We start from the raw sequence: 17,950 nt of genomic DNA on the forward strand, positions 1-17,950 counted from the left end.
TGAGCGGAAATTCGCGATCTTCGCGCCATGGCTGATAAATTTCGCACAGCTCCCCATTGGGAGGACCTTCGCTTCTTCATCGCTTTGGCGCGCCACGGCAGCCTGTCTGCCACCGCGCGGGTGCTCGGGGTCAACCACGCCACGGTGTCACGCCGCATCACCGGGCTGGAGACGGCGCTGGGCGCGCGCCTGTTCGAGCGCACCGGGTCCGGCTATGCGCTCACCGAGGCCGGGCGGCGGGTGCTGGAGGATGCGGCCCCCATGGAGCAGGCGGCCGGCCGCATCAGTCCCGGCGCCATGCCGGAGCAACCGCTCGGGCGAGTGCGCATCACCGTCACGCCGAGCATTGCGGAGGGCTTCCTGCTGCCGCGCCTCGCGGGCTTCCAGGCCGTGCATCCGGGGCTCGATATCGACCTTATCGCCGACCGCCGGGCCATCAGCCTGCAACGGCGCGAGGCGGACATCGCGCTGCGCCTCGCCCGTCCGCTGGAAGGCGAACTGGTGGCCCGGCGGCTGGTGGGCCTCGGCTTCGGCTTCTATGCCACGCCCGACTGGCCGGAGCGCATCGCCGCCGGGGAAGCGCCGCGCTTCATCGCCTTCGACGAGGGCGGTTCCCACCTGCCCGAGGCGCTGTGGCTGACCCGGCGCTTTCCCGGTGCCCGCCAGCTGTTCCGCGCCAACAGCCAGGTGGCGCAGGCCATGGCGGCGCGGGCGGGCGGCGGCCTCGCGCTGCTGCCCCATTTCATCGGTGCGTGCGATCCCGAACTGGTGCCGGTCACGCTGGCCGAGACGCCGCCGGGACGCGAGCTCTGGCTGCTGATGCGGCCGGGTGAGGGCGAGGAGCCGGGCCTGCGGATGGTGGTGGATTTCCTCGCCGGCCTGTTCCGCGCCGAACGCGCCCTGTTCGAGGACGGCAGCGCGGCCTGAACCGCCGCGCGCCTGTCAGGACTGCGTATTGCCGCTCCAGGTGGCGTGGTCCACGTCGGGATGGAGGGAGAGGCGGTCGACCACCGCGTCCAGGGGGGCGGCCTTCACTTCGGTGCTGGTCAGGGTGGCGACGATCTCCACCTGCTCCTCGCCCCGCTCCACCACCTCGATCTCGGCGACGGGATAGCCGGCCGTCTCCAGCTGCGCCTCCAGCAGGTCGCGCATCACGCCGGCATGCGCGACGCCGGTGGTGAGGCTCACCGCATAGGTCGCCTCCACGCTCTCGGTCTGGATGGGGATGCGGTTGATGGCGTTGACCAGCGGGCGCAGCAGCGTGTTGCCGGCGATGACGAAGACAGTGAGCAAGGCGGCTTCCGCCAGCCGGTCGACGCCGGCGCAGGCGCCCACGGCGGCGGAGCACCACAGCGTCGCCGCCGTGTTGAGGCCGCGCACGTTCAGCCCCTCCTTCATGATGACGCCGGCGCCCAGGAAGCCGATGCCGGACACCACGTAGGAGATGACGCGCACCGCCTCCGCGTCCCCGGCGAGGCCCTGGGCGAGATCGACGAAGCCCGCCGCCCCCACCGCCACCAGCACGTTGGTGCGCAGGCCGGCGGTGCGCTGGCGATATTGCCGCTCGGCGCCGATCAGCGCGCCGAACACGAAGGCGGCGCCATAGCTGACGACGGTGTCGAGGAAGGGTAGGAGGTGGAAGGAGTCGATGAATTTCATGCCGCCCGATAGCGTCGCCGTGTGACGGAATGATTACGGCCGCAAGTCCGGGGTCGTTTCCGTCCCGCTCCGGGCGGCGCGCAAACAAAAAGGGCGCCGCTTGCGCGACGCCCTTCCCGAACCGGCCCGGAGGCCAATTGTCCGACCTGGATCAGAAGTCCATGCCGCCGCCCGAAAACTCTCGCGAGCGCCGGGCGGCGCCAAAGGGCCTGTCTGATCAGAAGTCCATGCCGCCGCCCGGCATCTGCGGGGTGGCGCCACCCTTCTTCGGCAGCTCGACCACGAGCGCCTCGGTGGTGATGATGAGCGCGGAGATGGACGCCGCGTCCTGGAGCGCCGTGCGCACGACCTTGGCCGGGTCGATGATGCCCGACGCCACCATGTCCACATACTGCCCGGTCTGGGCGTTGTAGCCGAAGGCGTAGGTGTCGTTCTCGAGGATCTTGCCGACCACCACCGAGCCGTCGTCGCCGGCGTTGGAGACGATCTGGCGCGCCGGAGCCTGGATGGCGCGGCGGACGATGTCGATGCCGGTCTTCTGGTCGGTGTTCTCGACCTTCAGGCCTTCGAGCACCTTGATGGCGCGCAGCAGGGCCACGCCGCCGCCGGGGACGATGCCTTCTTCCACCGCGGCGCGGGTGGCGTGCAGGGCGTCGTCGACGCGGTCCTTCTTCTCCTTGACCTCGACCTCGGTCGCGCCGCCGACGCGGATCACCGCGACGCCGCCGGCCAGCTTGGCCAGGCGCTCCTGGAGCTTCTCACGGTCGTAGTCCGAGGTGGTCTCCTCGATCTGCGCCTTGATCTGCGCCACGCGGGCCTCGATGTCGGCCTTCTCGCCGGAGCCGTCGACGATCGTGGTGTTCTCCTTCTCGATCACCACCTTCTTGGCGCGGCCGAGCATGGAGAGGTTCACGTTCTCGAGCTTGATGCCGAGGTCTTCCGAGATCGCCTGGCCGCCGGTCAGGATCGCGATGTCCTGCAGCATGGCCTTGCGGCGGTCGCCGAAGCCCGGAGCCTTCACCGCCGCGACCTTCAGGCCGCCGCGCAGCTTGTTGACGACCAGGGTCGCCAGGGCTTCGCCTTCCACGTCCTCGGCCACGATGACCAGCGGCTTGGAGGACTGCACCACGGCTTCCAGAACCGGCAGCAGTTCCTGCAGGTTGGACAGCTTCTTCTCGTGGATGAGGATGTAGGGGTCCTCGAACTCAACGCGCATCTTCTCGGCGTTGGTCACGAAATAGGGCGAGAGGTAGCCGCGGTCGAACTGCATGCCCTCGACCACTTCGAGTTCGGTGTCGGCGGTCTTGGCTTCCTCGACGGTGATGACACCCTCGTTGCCGACCTTCTGCATCGCCTCGGCGAGGAACTTGCCGACGTCGGCGTCGCCATTGGCGGAGATGGTGCCGACCTGGGCGATCTCGGCGTTCGAGGTCACCTTCTTGGCCTTGGAGGCCAGGTCCTTGACGATGGCGTCGACGGCGAGGTCGATGCCGCGCTTCAGGTCCATCGGGTTCATGCCGGCGGCGACCGCCTTGGAGCCTTCCTTGACGATGGCCTGGGTCAGCACCGTGGCGGTGGTGGTGCCGTCACCGGCCAGATCGTTGGTCTTCGAGGCCACTTCGCGCACCAGCTGGGCGCCCAGATTCTCGAAGCGATCCTCCAGCTCGATCTCCTTGGCGACGGTGACGCCGTCCTTGGTGATGCGGGGGGCGCCGAACGACTTCTCGATCACCACGTTGCGGCCCTTGGGACCGAGGGTGACCTTCACGGCGTTGGCGAGGATGTCGACGCCGCGCAGCATCTTCTCGCGCGCATCGCCGGCAAATTTTACGTCCTTGGCAGCCATTGGGCCTGTTCCTTCAGATTGTGACGGTGTTCACGAAAGCGTCGGGAGAGACGTCACGCGGCCTTCTTGGCGGAGGCGGAGACCTCGACCACGCCGAGGATGTCGCTCTCCTTCATGATGAGCAGGTCCTGGCCGTCGACCTTGACCTCGGTGCCGGACCACTTGCCGAACAGCACGCGATCACCGGCCTTCACGTCGAGCGCGACCAGCTCACCCTTGTCGTTGCGGATGCCGGGACCGACGGCGACGACTTCGCCTTCCTGCGGCTTTTCCTTCACGGTGTCGGGGATGATGATGCCGCCGGCGGTCTTCTGCTCAGCTTCGATGCGCTTCACGACCACGCGGTCGTGCAGAGGGCGGAAACCCATCGGGAACCTCCATGTTCTGGTTGGGCGCCGGGCCGCCCGGCGGGCGGCGTCCGGCATCGCGGCCACGGCCGAAGGGTTCGGCCGCGCCACCGCTGCCATCTAAGGGGCAGATGCCACCCCCACAAGGGGGCGGCGGCGAACTTTTAGCACTCTTTCCGCGAGAGTGCCAATCGCCTGCCCGGCGTGCCGCGAACGGCGGCGGACGCCTGCGAAACAGGCGTTGCTAGCACTGTCCGCCAATCGCTGCCAACACCTTGATTTATCGAAATAAACCGTTCGTTAGGCTTGCCTCGCGCAAGCTCTGTAGCCGACACTCTTTCTCATCGGCCCAAACCACGAGGTTCAGCATCAGCGGAGGTGTCTCACATGGTGTCGTCCGATTTTGCCAAGCAGATGTCCGGCTACGGGCTGGTGACAGCCCACATCCTGTACCGCATGCCCGACCATCCGAGCTTTCTCCAGACCTACATCTGGCAGGACTACGACCTCTCGCCCCGCTTTCCCGAGCTGAAAAAATTCCTCGACTTCTGGCAGCGCGAGCTGGACGGCCCGCTGCACGAGGTGCGCGTCGTCCACCAGAAGCTCATCAAGCCCGCCGAGCTGCGGGCGGTGGACGGCGTCTTCCTGCTGCATTAAGGCGTCCTGCGGAGGTCAGGGCCCGGTCCTGCGCCGTGCGCCCTGACTCCGCCGCTTTATCGGTGCTAAAGAGAGGGCCGACATGAACGAGGCCCTGGTGGACCACCGCACCCCCCGCACGTCCGAGCTGCTTGCCGCGGTCCTCGCCGCCCATACGGAACCGCGCGTTTCGGTGGGCGACCTCATCGATGCGCTGCGCAACCGGGCGTTCGGCATCAGCTTCCTGCTGTTCGGCCTGCCCAACTGCATCCCCATGCCGCCGGGCATCCCGGTGATCTGCGGCATCATCCTGGCGCTGATCGGCCTGCAGATGGCCATGGGGCGGCAGGAGCTGTGGCTGCCGCAGGCGCTCGCCAGGCGCACCTTCTCGCGCTCGGTGCTGGAGACCATCATCACCCGCTCCAGCTCCTGGATCGCCTGGTTCGAGCGCTGGTCGCGGCCGCGCATGGAGGTGTTCGCCGGCCCCACCGCCCGCCGCGTGGTGGGGGCGCTGGTGGTGCTGCTGGGCTTCGTGCTGCTGCTGCCCATCCCGTTCCTCGGCAACATGCCGCCCGGCATCGCGGTGTGCATCCTCGGCCTCGGGCTGGTGGAGCGCGACGGGGCGGTGATCCTCGGCGGCTTCTTCGCCACCGCGCTCGGCACGCTGGTCGCCTTCGGCATGACCTGGGCCATTTGGCAGGGCGCCGTCGCCATCTTCTGAGCCCTTTTCCTGCGGTCCCGCGCCCGTTAAGACCGGGCGCCGGATACCAGAGAGCCCATGCGCGTCGACGCCTTCGATTTCCATTTGCCGCCCGACCAGATCGCCCTGCGCCCCGCCGAGCCGCGTGAGCGCGCGCGCCTGCTCGTGGTGCGCCCCGGCACGGCGCAGGAACTGACCGACGCCACCATCGCCGACCTGCCGGGCCTGCTGCGGGCCGGCGACGCGCTGGTGGTGAACGACACCCGCGTCATCCCCGCCCGGCTCGACGGCACCCGCGCCCGCGCCGGCGGCAGCACGGTCGTCATCGAGGCGACGCTGATCCGCCGCCTCGCGCCCGACGCCTGGGCCGCCTTCGCCAGGCCGGCCAAGCGGCTGGCGCCCGGCGATACCGTTGTTTTCTCGGGCGCCCACGGCGGCACGCTGGAAGCGACGGTGACCGCCAAGACGGAGAGCGGCGAGGTGCATTTCGCCTTCCCGCTGTCCGGCGCCGCGCTGGACGCGGCCATCGACGGCATCGGTCACATGCCGCTGCCGCCCTATATCGCCGCCAAGCGCCCAGAGGACGCGCGCGACCGCACCGACTACCAGCCGGTGTTCGCCCGCGTGGAGGGCTCGGTCGCCGCGCCCACCGCCAGCCTGCACTTCACCCCGGCGCTGCTGGAGGCCATCCGCGCCCGGGGCGTCGCCATCCACACCGTCACGCTGCATGTGGGCGCCGGCACCTTCCTGCCGGTGAAGGCGGACGACACGGCCGACCACGTGATGCATGCGGAATGGGGCGAGGTGAGCGCCGAAACCGCCGCCGCGCTGAATGCGGTGAAGGCGGCGGGCGGGCGCATCCTCACCGTGGGCTCCACCGCCACCCGCCTGATCGAGACCGCGGCCGCCCCGGACGGCACGATCCGGCCCTATCTGGGCGAGACCGACATCTTCATCACCCCCGGCTATGCCTTCCGCGCCGTGGACCTCATGCTCACCAACTTCCACCTGCCGAAATCGACCCTGGTGATGCTGGTGGCGGCCTTCGTGGGACACGAATGCCAGAAGCGCGCCTATGCCCACGCCATCGCCCAGGGCTATCGCTTCTATTCCTATGGCGACGCCTGCCTGCTATGGCCCCGCTCGACATGACCGACAGCTTCTCCTTCCAGATCACCGCCACGGACGGCACCGCCCGCACCGGCGCCATTTTCACGCCGCGCGGCGAGATCCGCACCCCGGCCTTCATGCCGGTGGGCACCGCCGCCACGGTGAAGGGCATGTATCCCGAGCAGGTGCGCGCCACCGGCGCCGACATCCTCCTGGGCAACACCTACCACCTCATGCTGCGCCCCGGCGCCGAGCGCATCGCCAAGCTCGGCGGGCTGCATAAGTTCATGGGCTGGGAGCGGCCGATCCTCACCGATTCCGGCGGCTTCCAGGTCATGTCCCTGTCCGGCCTGCGCAAGATCACGGAGGAAGGCGTCACCTTCCGCTCCCATGTGGACGGGGCCATGCACGCCATGAGCCCGGAGCGCTCGGTGGAGATCCAGGGCCTGCTTGGCGCCGACATCCAGATGCAGTTGGACGAATGCGTCCGCCTGCCGTGCGAGGACGCGGAGGCCGAGCGGGCCATGCGCCTCTCCCTGCGCTGGGCCGAGCGCTCCAAGACGGCGTTCGAGCTTCAGCCCAAGGGCCGGGCGCTGTTCGGCATCGTGCAGGGCGGGGCGGTGCCGCGCCTCAGGGTCGAATCGGCCCGCGCGCTCGCCGACATGGACTTCCCCGGCTATTCCATCGGCGGCCTTGCCGTCGGCGAGCCGCAGGAGGTCATGCTCGCCATGATCGAGACGGTGGAGCCGCATTTGCCCGCCGCCAAGCCGCGCTACCTCATGGGGGTCGGCACGCCGGACGACCTGCTGGAGGCGGTGGGGCGCGGCATCGACATGTTCGACTGCGTGATGCCCACGCGCTCCGGGCGCCATGCGCTGGCTTTCACCCGCTTCGGCAAGGTGAACCTCAAGAACGCCCGCCACCAGGACGACCCGCGCCCGCTGGACGAAACCAGCGACTGCCCGGCGCTCAGGGACTATTCCCGCGCCTATCTGCACCATCTCATCCGCTGCGAGGAGATGCTGGGCTCCATGCTGCTGACCTGGGCGAACCTGCACTACTACCAGGACCTGATGCGCGGCATGCGCGCGGCCATCGCCGCCGGCACCTTCGCGGACTTCAAGGCCGCCACCAAGGAGGGCTGGGCCCGCGGCGACATCGCGCCCTACGCCGCCTAGCCACAGACGCCCCCGCCCGCATGGCTGCCGTGCGGATTATCGCTGTGGTGGGGAATATTTTCTTTCTAGGAAAGATATTTTCTGCTTAAGAGCAAATCCGGCCGCACCGCCGCCCCGGCGGCGGAAAGGGGGATTGCGCCTCCGCGCGGCGCCGACCAGAACACGCCCTCCACCTCCGAGGATCGTTCCGTGATCGAGACCAAGCCCATTGACGGAAAAGCCTTCGCCGCCGGCCTGCGGGCCCGCATCGCCGACGAGGTGGCCGCGCTGAAGCGCGACCATGGCCTCACGCCCGGCCTCGCGGTCGTGCTGGTGGGCGAGGACCCGGCAAGCCAGGTCTATGTGCGCAACAAGGCGGCGCAGACGGCCGAGGCGGGCATGGCCTCGTTCGAGCACAAGCTGCCGGTGGACACTGCCGAGGCCGACCTCCTGGCGCTGGTGGCGCGGCTCAATGCCGATCCGGCGGTGCACGGCATCCTGGTGCAGCTGCCGCTGCCCGCCCACATGGACGCCACCAAGGTCATCGCCGCGCTCGACCCGGCGAAAGATGTGGACGGCTTCCACGTGGTCAATGCCGGCCGTCTCGCCGTGGGCCTCGACGCGCTGGTGCCGTGCACGCCGCTCGGCTGCGTGATGCTGCTGAAGCACCATCTGGGCAAGCTGGCGGGCCTCAATGCGGTGGTGGTCGGCCGCTCCAACATCGTCGGCAAGCCCGCCGCGCAATTGCTGCTGCGCGAGGACTGCACGGTGACCATCGCCCATTCCCGCACCCGCGACCTGCCCGGCGTCTGCCGGCAGGCGGACATCCTGATCGCCGCCGTGGGCCGGCCGGAGATGGTGCGCGGTGACTGGATCAAGCCCGGCGCGACGGTCATCGACGTGGGCATCAACCGCATCCCGAAGGATGACGGCAAGACGCGCCTCGTGGGCGACGTGGCCTATCAGGAAGCTCAGGGAATCGCCGGGCTCATCACCCCGGTGCCCGGCGGCGTCGGCCCCATGACCATCGCCTGCCTGTTGCAGAACACCCTGACCGCCGCCCGCCGGCAGGCCGGCGTCTGAGGCGCGGGCCTTCAAGGCGAAGGGTTTGCGTGGCGCGCGCGCCCGGCCGGTCCGGGCGCGGCTGTCTGCCACTTGGAAGGAATCCAGACAGCCCTATATCGTGTCCCTCTGCTGCGGCGACCCCCGCACGCACAAGAAGGACCGCCCATGAAACGGATCATCTTCGCTGTCCTGGCCCTGGCGGCCACCACGGTGGCGGCTTCGGCCGACCCCGACGTCGCCAAGGGCGAGCAGTCGTTCAAGAAGTGCATGGCCTGCCACGCCATCGGCCCTGACGCCAAGACCAAGGTCGGGCCGCCGCTCAACGGCATCGTCGGCGCCAAGTGGGCCCATTTCGAGGGCTACGCCTATTCCGAGGACATCAAGGCCGGCGCCGCCGCGGGCAAGGTGTGGGACCAGGCGACCCTGGACAACTACCTGACCAATCCGAAGGTGCTGGCGCCCAAGGGGAAGATGGCCTTCGTGGGCATCAAGAACGACGCCGAGCGGGCGGACCTCATCGCCTTCCTGTCGCAGTTCAACCCCGACGGGTCCAAGAAGTAACAGAATCGTGCAACGGGGGCCCTTCACCCATTCGGGTGATGATCGCTTCCCACGCTTCTGCGAAGCAGTGATAGCCGGTCAGGCAAGGTCGTGCGGGGGTGCGGCCAGGGGCGATGCCGAAAGGCGTCGCCCCGCGGTCTGCGGGGCCGCCGGCGATGCCCGCGCCCGCCTCCCGGCCGACGCCCAGCGCCCAATCAATGCCCGGCGTCATCCTCTCTCCCTTGTCCGATCCGGCTGTCAGGCCTCGCCGCACATGGCTCTTGTGCCGCGCCGCGCCGCGTGGTGAAGGCTGTGCGGTGCGCGTGAGCTGCCGGACACCGGCGGCCCCTCGCTTACAGACAGCCTGAAGGGTGCGCCCGGCATCGCCCAGCGGCCCCGCCCGCGGAGACCCCGATGCCCGACCATGATTTCCGCGCGCAGCGCCTGTTCGTCCGCGAGGACCTCGCGGAGGAGGCCCTCGTCTCGCTGCCGCCCGAGCCCGCGCATTATGTGGCGAACGTGATCCGCCTGCCGGTCGGCGGCGCCATCCTGCTGTTCAACGGCCGCGACGGGGAGTGGCGGGCCGCGCGCATCGCCGGGGCCAAGAAGGAGGTGCGTCTCGCCGTCGGCGCCCGCACCCGCGCCCAGCCGCCGGCGTCCAGCCTGACCTATGCCTTCGCCCCGCTGAAGCACGCCCGGCTGGACTATGTGGTGCAGAAGGCGGTGGAGATGGGGGCAGGGGTGCTGGCCCCGGTCCTGACCCAGCACACCCAGGTCTCGCGGGTGAATGTCGAGCGCATGGAGGCCAATGCGGTGGAGGCGGCCGAGCAGTGCGGCATCCTCGCTTTGCCGCAGGTGCGCCCGCCGCAGGGGCTGGCGGCCTTCCTCGCCGCCTTGCCCGCCGACCAGGCGCTGGTGTTCTGCGACGAGGCGGCGCCGGTGGCCGATCCCGTGGCCGCGCTCGCGCCGCTCAAGGGGCGGCCGGCGACCGTGCTCATCGGCCCGGAGGGCGGCTTCTCGGCCGACGAGCGCACCCTGCTGCTGCGCCATCCCGCCGTGCATGTGATCGCGCTGGGCCCGCGCATCCTGCGTGCCGACACCGCGGGGGTCGCCGCGCTCGCTTTGGTGCAGGCGGTGTGCGGCGACTGGGGCACCGCCCCACGGTGAACCGCAAAAGGTTCCATGGTGAAATATGGAATTCGTCGAAATAATTGTGAACAACAACGCCAAGCCTGCGCTCGCAACGGGGATCAACGGAATGGGCGGTAAGTCTGTCCTTAGATGATCTCCAAGCTCTTCCACCCGCCCCATTGCTGACGGATTTGCGATCACCCTGGCGCAACTTCGTCGCCATCGCAGCGTTACAGCTTCGATTTGGCCTCATCAGCGTGGGGCGGGAGGTACGCATGTCAGACCACTACCGATTCGGCATCGAGGAGGAATTCTTCGTCGTCGATGCCGAGACCAAGGCGGTGCAGCGCCGCATGCCGTCCGGCTTCTTCGAGCATCTGCGTGAGCAGCTGGGCGAATCGATCACGGTCGAGCTGCTGCAATCGCAGCTGGAGATCGCCACCGCGCCGACCACCCAGGTGGGCGACGCCCTGGGCGAATTGCGCGACCTGCGCATGCGGGCGGGGCAGGTGGCGGCCGAGCACGGCCTCTGCTTCATCGCCGCCGGCACCCACCCCACCGCCAGCTGGGACAGCGTGCGCGCCACCAAGGCCAACCGCTACGACGGGCTGATGCAGGATTTGCAGATGATCGGCGAGCGCAACATGGTGTGCGGCCTGCACGTGCATGTGGAACTGCCGGACCCCGAGCAGCGGGTGGATGTGATGCGCCGCATCACGCCCTATCTGCCGCACTTCATCGCGCTCTCCACCTCCTCGCCCTTCTGGGGCTCGAAGCAGACCGGCCTGATGGGCTACCGGCTCGCCGCCTATGACGAGCTGCCGCGTACCGGCCTGCCGGAGCTGTTCGAGAGCAACGCCGCCTACCAGCAATATGTGGACGCCATGGTCGGCGCCCGGGCGATCAGCGATTCGAGCTATGTATGGTGGGCGATCCGCCCCTCGCAGAAGCACCCGACCCTGGAGCTGCGGGCGCCGGACGCCTGCACCCGGGTGGAGGACGCGGTGGCCATCGCCGCGCTCTATCGCGCGCTGGTGCGCTATCTGGTGCGCCATCCGGAGCATCACCGCGACATCGGCGCGGTGGACCGGGCGATCGCCAACGAGAACAAGTGGCGCGCCCAGCGCTACGGCATCCACGGCTCGTTCGTGGACCTGGCCGAGCGCCAGGCGATCCAGGTGCGCGACGCGGTGGAGCGGCTGGTCGCGCTGGTGGCGGAGGATGCCGAGGCGCTCGGCTGCCGGGATGCGCTCATGCACCTGCGCACCATCGCCGATGCCGGCACCAGCGCCGACATGCAGATCGCGGTCTATCAGGAGGCCCACCACCGCACCGGCAATCGCGGCGAGGCCTTGCAGGCGGTGAAGACCTGGCTCGCCCACGCCACCAGGCAGTGAGCGGGGCGGGCGCCCGGATCCGTTCCGGGCGCCCTGCGGGGATCAGAGCTTGAACGGCACCACCGTCTGCTGCTGCTCGCCCAGGCCCTCGATGCCGAGGCGGACCACGTCGCCGGCCTTGAGAAAGCGCGGCGGCTTGAAGCCGAGGCCGACGCCGGGCGGGGTGCCGGTGGTGATGACGTCGCCGGGGTCCAGCACCATGAACTGGCTGATGTAGGAGACCAGATAGGCGACGTTGAAGATCATCGTCTTGGTCGAGCCGTTCTGCACCCGCTCGCCGTTCACCTCCAGCCACATGCCGAGGCTGGACGTGTCCGGGACCTCGTCCGTGGTGGCAAGGTAGGGGCCGAGCGGCCCGAAGGTCTCGCTGCCCTTGCCCTTGGTCCACTGGCCGGCGCGCTCGATCTGGAAATGCCGCTCGGAGACGTCGTTGCAGATGGTGTAGCCGGCCACGTGCTTCAGCGCGTCGGCCTCGTCCACGTAGCGGGCGCGGGCGCCGATGACGATCACCAGCTCCACCTCCCAGTCGAGCTTCTGGGAGTTCTTGGGAATCATCACGTCGTCGTTCGGGCCGACCACGCAGTTCGGCGCCTTGTTGAACAGCACCGGCTCCTCGGGAATCGGGTTGTTGGTCTCGGCCGCATGGTCGGCATAGTTGAGCCCCACCGCGATGAAGTTGCCCGGCCGGGCGACGCAGGAGCCGAGCCGCGCGCCTTCCGGCGCCAGCGGCAGGCCGGCGGGGTCCGCCGCGGCGATGCGGGCAAGGCCCGCCGGGGTGAGCACCTCGCCGCCGATGTCGGGGACGATGCCGGACAGGTCGCGGATCCGGCCGCTTGAATCGATTAGACCCGGCTTCTCGTGGCCTGGGGCGCCGAAGCGGACGAGCTTCATGGATGTTTCTCCCTGGGGATTATGCCGCAGGCGCCGGGCGCACCGCGGGCCGGGCAAGCTGGCGCGGCGCGGCGAATTGGTCAATGGTGCAACCCATTGGCGCGCCGCAACGGTGGAGCGGGGCGCCGGGCACGTTGCGTCTCTTCGCAAGTGCGTCATAAAAGGGATACACGACTCCGGCTAAGTCCGGCATCATGCTATCCCGTAGCATATCCGGAAGAGGCCACCCGCGTGAGCGACAGCCCTGAGGAACGCCGGTTCCGCGCCTTGTTCATCTCCGATGTCCATCTCGGGACGAAGGGGTGCCAGGCCGATCTGTTCATCGATTTCCTGAAATACCATGACGCGGACACCATCTATCTGGTCGGCGACATCGTCGACGGATGGCGGCTGCGCTCGTCCTGGTACTGGCCGCAGAAGCACAATGACGTGGTGCAGAAGCTGCTCCGCAAGGGCCGCAAGGGCGCGCGCATCGTCTACCTGCCGGGCAATCACGACGAGTTCCTGCGCGACTATTACGGCACGCATTTCGGCGGCATCGAGGTGGTGGAGACCGCCATCCACGAGGCCGCCGACGGCAAGCGCTACCTCGTCATCCACGGCGACGTGTTCGACGTGGTGGTGCGCCACGCCAAGTGGCTGGCCTTCCTGGGCGACGGCGCCTATGCGCTGGCGCTGGGTATCAACACCTATGTCAACCTGGTGCGCCGCAAGCTCGGCCTCACCTACTGGTCGCTCAGCCAGTGGGCCAAGCTGAAGGTCAAGAACGCGGTCAACTTCATCGGCAAGTTCGAGGAAGCTTTGGCCGACGAGGCCCGGCGCCTGAAGGTGGACGGGGTGGTGTGCGGCCACATCCACCACGCGGTCATCCACGACACGTTCGGCGTGCGCTACGTGAATTGCGGCGACTGGGTGGAAAGCTGCACCGCTGTTGCAGAGCATGAAGACGGGCGGCTCGAGATCATCTATTGGGCAAAGCAGGTGCGGGCGGCCGAACTGAATGGCCAGGCCGTCCAGGGAGCGCGCGCGGCAGCCTGATGCGGGTCTTGGTGGCGACGGATGCCTGGCATCCGCAGATCAACGGCGTGGTGCGCTCGCTGGAGCACACCGCCCGCGAGGCGGCCCAATTGGGCGCCGAGCTGGACTTCCTGACCCCCCAGGGCTTCCGCACGATTCCCCTGCCGTCCTACAACGAGATCCGCCTGTCGCTGGCCACCCCGCGCATGATCATGCGCCGCATCGAGGCCATGCAGCCGGACTTCGTCCACGTCGCCACCGAAGGGCCGATCGGCATGCTGGTGCGGCGCGCCTGCATCGCCTCCAAGCGCACCTTCACCACCTCCTATCACACCAAGTTCCCGGAATATCTGGCCGCCCGCGCCCCGGTGCCGGAGCGCCTGACCTATGCCTGGCTGCGCGGCTTCCACAATGCGGGCGGGGGCGTCATGGTCTCCACCGCCACGCTGGAGCGCGACCTGGAAAGCCGCGGCTTCAAGCGCCTGATGCGCTGGACGCGCGGTGTCGACGCCGACCTGTTCCGCCCGCGCCCCGAGGCCACGCTGAACCTGCCCGGCCCGGTGTTCCTGTTCGTCGGCCGGGTGGCGGTGGAAAAGAACATCGAGGCCTTCCTCGCCCTCGACCTGCCCGGCTCCAAGGTGGTGGTGGGCGGCGGCCCGGCGCTGGCCAGCCTCAAGGCGCGCTATCCGGCGGCCCATTTCCTCGGCCCGCTGGAGGGCGAGGCGCTCGCCGAGGTCTATGCCTCCAGCCATGTCTTCGTCTTCCCCAGCCGCACCGACACCTACGGCATCGTGCTGCTGGAGGCGCTGGCCAGCGGCCTGCCGGTGGCTGCCTATCCGGTCACCGGCCCGCTGGACGTGATCGGCGAGGACAATGGCGTGGTGGGCATCCTCGACGAGGACCTGCGCACCGCCTGCCTGAAGGCGCTGGAGCTTTCGCCCAAGGCCGCGCGCGACTTCGCGCTGCGCCACACCTGGCGGGAGAGCGCCCGACAGTTCCTCGATAACGTGCTCATCGCCCACGACATCGGCCCGATCGCGCGACGCTATCGCCTGCTGCGGCGGCCTCGGATAATGTCGCGGGCATGACTGCCCATCCCCGTCCGATTCCCACCGCCGCCGATGTGGACTCCGCCGCCGAACGCCTGAAGGGCGTGGCCGTGCGCACCCCGCTGGTCTTTTCGCCCATCCTGAGCGAACGCACCGGCGGGCGTGTCTTCCTGAAGCCGGAGACGCTCCAGCGCACCGGCTCGTTCAAGTTCCGCGGCGCCTATAACCGCGCGGTGCAGATCCCCGAGGACCGGCGCGCCGCCGGCGTCGTCGCCTGCTCCTCCGGCAACCACGCCCAGGGCCTTGCCGCCGCCGCCAAGCTGCTCGGCATGCCCGCCGTCATCGTCATGCCCAACGACGCCCCGGCGTTGAAGCGCGAGCGCACCAAGGCGCTGGGCGCCGAAGTGGTGGGCTACGACCGCGTGAGCGAGGACCGCGACGCCATCGCCAATGCCATCGCCGCCAAGCGCGGCGCCGTGTTCGTGCCGCCCTATGACGATCCCGACGTGATCGCCGGGCAGGGCACCGTGGGGCGGGAGATCTGCGAGGATCTGGCCGCCCTCGGCCTGTCGCTCGACGTGGTGTCCGCCAACGCCTCCGGCGGCGGCCTGATGGCCGGCATCTCGCTGGCGGTGAAGGCGCGCTTTCCCGATGCCCAGCCGATCACCGCCGAGCCGGCCGCCTTTGACGACCACGCCCGCTCCTATGCCTCCGGCACGCGCGAGCGCAATGCGGCGGCGTCCGGCTCGTTCTGCGACGCGCTGCTGGCGCCGACCCCCGGCGAGATCACCTTCGCGGTCAACAAGGTGCTGACCGGCGGCGCGGTCTCCGCCTCCGACGCGGAAGTGGCGCGGGCCGTGGCCTATGCCTTCCTGGAGCTGAAGCTGGTGGTGGAGCCCGGCGGCGCGGTGGCCCTGGCCGCTTTGCTGGAGGGCCGCATTCCGGCCAGGGACAAGACGGTGGTGATCGTCCTGTCCGGCGGAAACGTGGACCCGGAGACCTTCGAGGCCTGCCTCAAGACCCTCTGACCTGGAGCCGGCCATGACGGTGGCGAACGTCCATCTCTTCTCCTACGGCACGCTTCAGTATGCGGAGGTGCAGATGTCGTCCTTCGGCCGCCTGCTGGAGGGGACGGACGACAGCATGCCGGGCTATCGCAAGGAGATGGTGGAGATCACCGATCCCGATGTGCTGGCCGCGAGCGGGGATCGCTTCCACCCCATCGTCATGCCGTCCGGCAATCCCGCCGACGCGGTGCCGGGCAAGGTGTTCCGCATCACGCCCGAGGAACTGGAGGCCGCCGACGCCTATGAGGTGTCGGACTACAAGCGGGTGGAGGTCGTGCTCGCCTCCGGCATCACCGCCTGGGTCTATGTGAAGGCCTGAACCGGGCCCCGCGCGCGACGACGGCGACCGTCGCTAACAAAAAAAGGCCCCGGAGCGCGCTCCGGGGCCTTTTTGTTCGATGGCCTCAGCGTCCGAATGCCGGGCCGGCGGAGAAGTCGGTGGCCGAGATCAGCTGGCGGATGATGCTCAGCTCCTCGCCGCTGGTGGGCGTGGTCTGGGTCACGAAATCGAAGATCTTGCCGTCCTGCAACCCATAGTTGGCGATGCGGGTGACGCGCTTGTCCTTGCCGAAATAGACCGCCAGCACCTTCTGGTCGGTGATCTCCGGCTTCAGGAAGGCGATGCGCTTCTCGGTCTGGGAAATGTAATAGAAGACGTCGCCGTTGACGGTGGCGACCGTGGACGGCGTGCCGAGCACCAGCAGCACCTGCTCGCGGCTGGAGCCGACCGGAACCTGTTCGAGGGAGCCCTCGCTGAGCACATAGCCGCGCTGATAGGTGCGCACGATGCCGCTGGGCGCCGTTATGGTGCCCATGCCCAACGGCACGTTGCTGCACCCGGCGAGCGTCGCCGCCGCCAGAGCGACCGCCATGACGCCACGGGCCGGTGAAGCCCGCCGCACCGGATGAGACGAGGCAAACCTCTGTGCTGACCGTCCTGGTGCCACGCTGTACCCCTTAGATTCCCGCAATGTCGTCCGAATCGCCGAACTTTCGTTCCGCGCTCCGCGCTCTGTCTCGTCCTTACCACACCCACCGGCCGATGCGACCCGGCGAGCCCGCCCTTGCCAGGGCGTCCGCCGCACGCTACGCCGCTCGTCATTCCCAGCGTCAGGTATCCGGCCGGCGCACAGACCCGCAAGCCATCATGCTGAGACTGTTTCGCCGATCCGAGACGCGCGCGACCATTGAGCGGCTGTATGGCGCGATCGTGGCGCAGGCGCGGCAGCCCGCGTTCTACACGGACTTCTGCGTGCCCGACACGGTGGAAGGACGCCTGGAACTGATGATGCTGCACACCTTCCTGCTGTGCCGGCGGCTCAGCGGCGGCACGCCGGCGGAGCGCGCGGCGTCGCAGGAGGTGTTCGACCTGTTCCTGGCCGACCTCGACCGCACCTTGCGGGAGATGGGCATCGGCGACCTGTCGGTGCCGAAGAAGATGAAGAAGATCGGCCGGGCCTTCTATGACCGCACCGCCGCCTACGACGCCGCGCTGGCGGATCCGGCGCACGGTGAGCTGGCGCGGGCTGAGTTGGCGCGGGTCTTGGCCCGGAACATCTTCGAACGCTATGAAGGGGCCACGCCCGCGGGCGCTGCCGCCGCCATGGCGGCGCTCGCCGATTATGTCCGGGCCTCCGAGGCCGCGCTCGCCGCGCAGCCGCCGGAAGCCTTCTTGCGGGGCGAGGCCGCCTTTCCCGCCCCCCAGGCCGAGGAGATCTGAGGCCGTGACCGAACTGCCTTATTCCCACGTGATTCCCGTGGCGGACATCCCGCCGCACGGGCTCGACCTCACGCTGACGCCGGGTGAGGAGGTGCGGGCCACGCTCGCCCGCCATCTCGACATCTCCGCCGTGCTCAGCCTCAGCGCCCGCCTGCATCTGGCGCAGGAGCGCGCCGACGGCGCGCGCGTCACCGGCGTGGTCAAAGCCCGCATCACGCAGGTGTCGGTGGTCTCGCTGGAGCCGTTCGACGACGATGTGGCGGAGGAGGTGGACGTGCGCTTCGCCACCGCCGACACCATCGCCCGCGAAGTGGCCAATGCGCCGGAGGACAGCGATTTCGATCCGCCCGATCTGATCGAGAACGGCGCCATCGACCTCGGCCTGCTGGTCACCGAATTCCTGGCGCTGGGCCTTGAACCCTATCCCCGTAAGCCGGGGGAGGTGTTCGAGCCGTATGAGGAATCAGCCGAGAGCGAGGCCCCGGTTTCGCCGTTCGCCGCTTTGGCGCGGCTGAAGGACAAGCCTTGATGGGCTTGCGCAGTTGCGATGCGCGAGCGAGCGGCTATTGTCCGCCCGCCTGCGCAGGACGCGCCCAGACACAGGGAATTCCGGGAACG

Annotated in this window: 20 protein-coding genes; 15 read left to right on the plus strand and 5 right to left on the minus strand. The window is 68.9% G+C overall.

What is annotated here, in order from left to right:
- Window positions 1-27: 27 nt before the first annotated feature.
- Entirely contained in the window at window positions 28-927 is a 900-nt protein-coding gene (locus YU1_RS0100130) for a LysR family transcriptional regulator (protein ID WP_029002345.1), read from the plus strand.
- Window positions 928-942: 15 nt separating this feature from the next.
- Here YU1_RS0100130 and YU1_RS0100135 read toward each other — a convergent pair whose 3' ends face one another.
- The 3 genes from YU1_RS0100135 to groES form a co-directional block, all read right to left on the minus strand.
- Window positions 943-1,659, minus strand: a complete 717-nt coding sequence (locus tag YU1_RS0100135; RefSeq protein WP_029002346.1) for an MgtC/SapB family protein — start codon at window positions 1,657-1,659, stop codon at window positions 943-945.
- A gap of 217 nt (window positions 1,660-1,876) precedes the next feature.
- Entirely contained in the window at window positions 1,877-3,505 is a 1,629-nt protein-coding gene (gene groL / locus YU1_RS0100140) for a chaperonin GroEL (RefSeq protein WP_029002347.1), read from the minus strand.
- Window positions 3,506-3,558: 53 nt separating this feature from the next.
- Window positions 3,559-3,873: a co-chaperone GroES gene (gene groES, locus YU1_RS0100145; RefSeq protein ID WP_029002348.1), complete on the minus strand. Its 315-nt coding sequence runs from the start codon at window positions 3,871-3,873 to the stop codon at window positions 3,559-3,561.
- 366 nt (window positions 3,874-4,239) lie between these two features.
- Between groES and YU1_RS0100150 the strand changes: the two genes are divergently transcribed.
- The 8 genes from YU1_RS0100150 to YU1_RS0100185 all read left to right on the plus strand — a co-directional run bounded on the left by YU1_RS0100150 (window position 4,240) and on the right by YU1_RS0100185 (window position 11,588).
- The gene (locus YU1_RS0100150; protein ID WP_029002349.1) at window positions 4,240-4,509 is read left to right on the plus strand and encodes an usg protein; all 270 of its coding nucleotides are present in this window, start codon (window positions 4,240-4,242) and stop codon (window positions 4,507-4,509) included.
- Between the two features lie 82 nt (window positions 4,510-4,591).
- Window positions 4,592-5,209 (plus strand): exopolysaccharide biosynthesis protein, encoded by a 618-nt coding sequence (locus tag YU1_RS0100155; RefSeq protein WP_245263186.1) that lies wholly within the window; start codon window positions 4,592-4,594, stop codon window positions 5,207-5,209.
- Window positions 5,210-5,266: 57 nt separating this feature from the next.
- Window positions 5,267-6,340 carry a tRNA preQ1(34) S-adenosylmethionine ribosyltransferase-isomerase QueA gene (queA, locus tag YU1_RS0100160; RefSeq protein ID WP_029002351.1) on the plus strand — a complete coding sequence of 358 codons (1,074 nt, stop codon included), beginning with the start codon at window positions 5,267-5,269 and terminating at the stop codon, window positions 6,338-6,340.
- Window positions 6,322-7,476 carry a tRNA guanosine(34) transglycosylase Tgt gene (gene tgt, locus YU1_RS0100165; RefSeq protein ID WP_035713077.1) on the plus strand — a complete coding sequence of 385 codons (1,155 nt, stop codon included), beginning with the start codon at window positions 6,322-6,324 and terminating at the stop codon, window positions 7,474-7,476. The genes queA and tgt overlap by 19 nt, the downstream gene beginning before the upstream one ends.
- 192 nt (window positions 7,477-7,668) lie before the next feature.
- On the plus strand, window positions 7,669-8,538 hold the full coding sequence (folD, locus tag YU1_RS0100170) for a bifunctional methylenetetrahydrofolate dehydrogenase/methenyltetrahydrofolate cyclohydrolase FolD (protein ID WP_156921908.1): 870 nt from the start codon (window positions 7,669-7,671) through the stop codon (window positions 8,536-8,538).
- Window positions 8,539-8,685: 147 nt separating this feature from the next.
- Window positions 8,686-9,081 carry a c-type cytochrome gene (locus YU1_RS0100175; protein ID WP_029002354.1) on the plus strand — a complete coding sequence of 132 codons (396 nt, stop codon included), beginning with the start codon at window positions 8,686-8,688 and terminating at the stop codon, window positions 9,079-9,081.
- A 393-nt stretch (window positions 9,082-9,474) separates the two neighbouring features.
- A complete protein-coding gene (locus YU1_RS0100180) occupies window positions 9,475-10,227 on the plus strand; it encodes a 16S rRNA (uracil(1498)-N(3))-methyltransferase (RefSeq protein WP_029002355.1) in 753 nt (250 codons plus the stop codon).
- Window positions 10,228-10,466: 239 nt separating this feature from the next.
- The gene (locus YU1_RS0100185) at window positions 10,467-11,588 is read left to right on the plus strand and encodes a carboxylate-amine ligase (protein WP_035713081.1); all 1,122 of its coding nucleotides are present in this window, start codon (window positions 10,467-10,469) and stop codon (window positions 11,586-11,588) included.
- A 42-nt stretch (window positions 11,589-11,630) separates the two neighbouring features.
- Here YU1_RS0100185 and YU1_RS0100190 read toward each other — a convergent pair whose 3' ends face one another.
- Entirely contained in the window at window positions 11,631-12,479 is an 849-nt protein-coding gene (locus YU1_RS0100190) for a fumarylacetoacetate hydrolase family protein (protein WP_029002357.1), read from the minus strand.
- 231 nt (window positions 12,480-12,710) lie between these two features.
- On the opposite strand from YU1_RS0100190, the gene YU1_RS0100195 reads away from it, so the two are divergent.
- From YU1_RS0100195 to YU1_RS0100210, 4 genes are read left to right on the plus strand one after another with little or no spacing between them, the layout of a single operon-like run.
- A complete protein-coding gene (locus tag YU1_RS0100195; RefSeq protein ID WP_029002358.1) occupies window positions 12,711-13,517 on the plus strand; it encodes a UDP-2,3-diacylglucosamine diphosphatase in 807 nt (268 codons plus the stop codon).
- Window positions 13,517-14,584: a glycosyltransferase family 4 protein gene (locus YU1_RS0100200; RefSeq protein WP_035713084.1), complete on the plus strand. Its 1,068-nt coding sequence runs from the start codon at window positions 13,517-13,519 to the stop codon at window positions 14,582-14,584. The genes YU1_RS0100195 and YU1_RS0100200 overlap by 1 nt, the downstream gene beginning before the upstream one ends.
- Window positions 14,581-15,573 carry a threonine ammonia-lyase gene (locus YU1_RS0100205; protein ID WP_029002360.1) on the plus strand — a complete coding sequence of 331 codons (993 nt, stop codon included), beginning with the start codon at window positions 14,581-14,583 and terminating at the stop codon, window positions 15,571-15,573. The genes YU1_RS0100200 and YU1_RS0100205 overlap by 4 nt, the downstream gene beginning before the upstream one ends.
- Before the next feature lie 13 nt (window positions 15,574-15,586).
- Window positions 15,587-15,931, plus strand: a complete 345-nt coding sequence (locus YU1_RS0100210; protein ID WP_029002361.1) for a gamma-glutamylcyclotransferase family protein — start codon at window positions 15,587-15,589, stop codon at window positions 15,929-15,931.
- Window positions 15,932-16,016: 85 nt separating this feature from the next.
- Here the strand turns inward: YU1_RS0100210 and YU1_RS0100215 are convergent, their stop codons facing one another.
- Entirely contained in the window at window positions 16,017-16,484 is a 468-nt protein-coding gene (locus tag YU1_RS0100215; RefSeq protein WP_084539551.1) for an outer membrane protein assembly factor BamE, read from the minus strand.
- Window positions 16,485-16,582: 98 nt separating this feature from the next.
- Between YU1_RS0100215 and YU1_RS0100220 the strand changes: the two genes are divergently transcribed.
- Window positions 16,583-17,332 (plus strand): ubiquinol-cytochrome C chaperone family protein, encoded by a 750-nt coding sequence (locus YU1_RS0100220; protein WP_245263187.1) that lies wholly within the window; start codon window positions 16,583-16,585, stop codon window positions 17,330-17,332.
- Between the two features lie 4 nt (window positions 17,333-17,336).
- Complete coding sequence (locus YU1_RS0100225; RefSeq protein ID WP_029002364.1) at window positions 17,337-17,861, plus strand: YceD family protein; 525 nt, start codon at window positions 17,337-17,339, stop codon at window positions 17,859-17,861.
- Window positions 17,862-17,950 lie beyond the last annotated feature (89 nt).

This window comes from Azorhizobium doebereinerae UFLA1-100, assembly GCF_000473085.1.
In the GTDB taxonomy this organism is placed as follows: Bacteria; Pseudomonadota; Alphaproteobacteria; order Rhizobiales; family Xanthobacteraceae; genus Azorhizobium; species Azorhizobium doebereinerae.

Excerpts from the sequence above, each read along its gene's own strand:
- YU1_RS0100130 (WP_029002345.1), top strand. The coding sequence starts at position 28 with ATGGCTGATAAATTTCGCACAGCTCCCCATTGGGAGGACCTTCGCTTC.
- YU1_RS0100135 (WP_029002346.1), bottom strand. The coding sequence starts at position 1,659 with ATGAAATTCATCGACTCCTTCCACCTCCTACCCTTCCTCGACACCGTC.
- groL (WP_029002347.1), bottom strand. The coding sequence starts at position 3,505 with ATGGCTGCCAAGGACGTAAAATTTGCCGGCGATGCGCGCGAGAAGATG.
- groES (WP_029002348.1), bottom strand. The coding sequence starts at position 3,873 with ATGGGTTTCCGCCCTCTGCACGACCGCGTGGTCGTGAAGCGCATCGAA.
- YU1_RS0100150 (WP_029002349.1), top strand. The coding sequence starts at position 4,240 with ATGGTGTCGTCCGATTTTGCCAAGCAGATGTCCGGCTACGGGCTGGTG.
- YU1_RS0100155 (WP_245263186.1), top strand. The coding sequence starts at position 4,592 with ATGAACGAGGCCCTGGTGGACCACCGCACCCCCCGCACGTCCGAGCTG.
- queA (WP_029002351.1), top strand. The coding sequence starts at position 5,267 with ATGCGCGTCGACGCCTTCGATTTCCATTTGCCGCCCGACCAGATCGCC.
- tgt (WP_035713077.1), top strand. The coding sequence starts at position 6,322 with ATGGCCCCGCTCGACATGACCGACAGCTTCTCCTTCCAGATCACCGCC.
- YU1_RS0100175 (WP_029002354.1), top strand. The coding sequence starts at position 8,686 with ATGAAACGGATCATCTTCGCTGTCCTGGCCCTGGCGGCCACCACGGTG.
- YU1_RS0100180 (WP_029002355.1), top strand. The coding sequence starts at position 9,475 with ATGCCCGACCATGATTTCCGCGCGCAGCGCCTGTTCGTCCGCGAGGAC.
- YU1_RS0100185 (WP_035713081.1), top strand. The coding sequence starts at position 10,467 with ATGTCAGACCACTACCGATTCGGCATCGAGGAGGAATTCTTCGTCGTC.
- YU1_RS0100190 (WP_029002357.1), bottom strand. The coding sequence starts at position 12,479 with ATGAAGCTCGTCCGCTTCGGCGCCCCAGGCCACGAGAAGCCGGGTCTA.
- YU1_RS0100200 (WP_035713084.1), top strand. The coding sequence starts at position 13,517 with ATGCGGGTCTTGGTGGCGACGGATGCCTGGCATCCGCAGATCAACGGC.
- YU1_RS0100205 (WP_029002360.1), top strand. The coding sequence starts at position 14,581 with ATGACTGCCCATCCCCGTCCGATTCCCACCGCCGCCGATGTGGACTCC.
- YU1_RS0100210 (WP_029002361.1), top strand. The coding sequence starts at position 15,587 with ATGACGGTGGCGAACGTCCATCTCTTCTCCTACGGCACGCTTCAGTAT.
- YU1_RS0100215 (WP_084539551.1), bottom strand. The coding sequence starts at position 16,484 with ATGGCGGTCGCTCTGGCGGCGGCGACGCTCGCCGGGTGCAGCAACGTG.
- YU1_RS0100220 (WP_245263187.1), top strand. The coding sequence starts at position 16,583 with ATGTCGTCCGAATCGCCGAACTTTCGTTCCGCGCTCCGCGCTCTGTCT.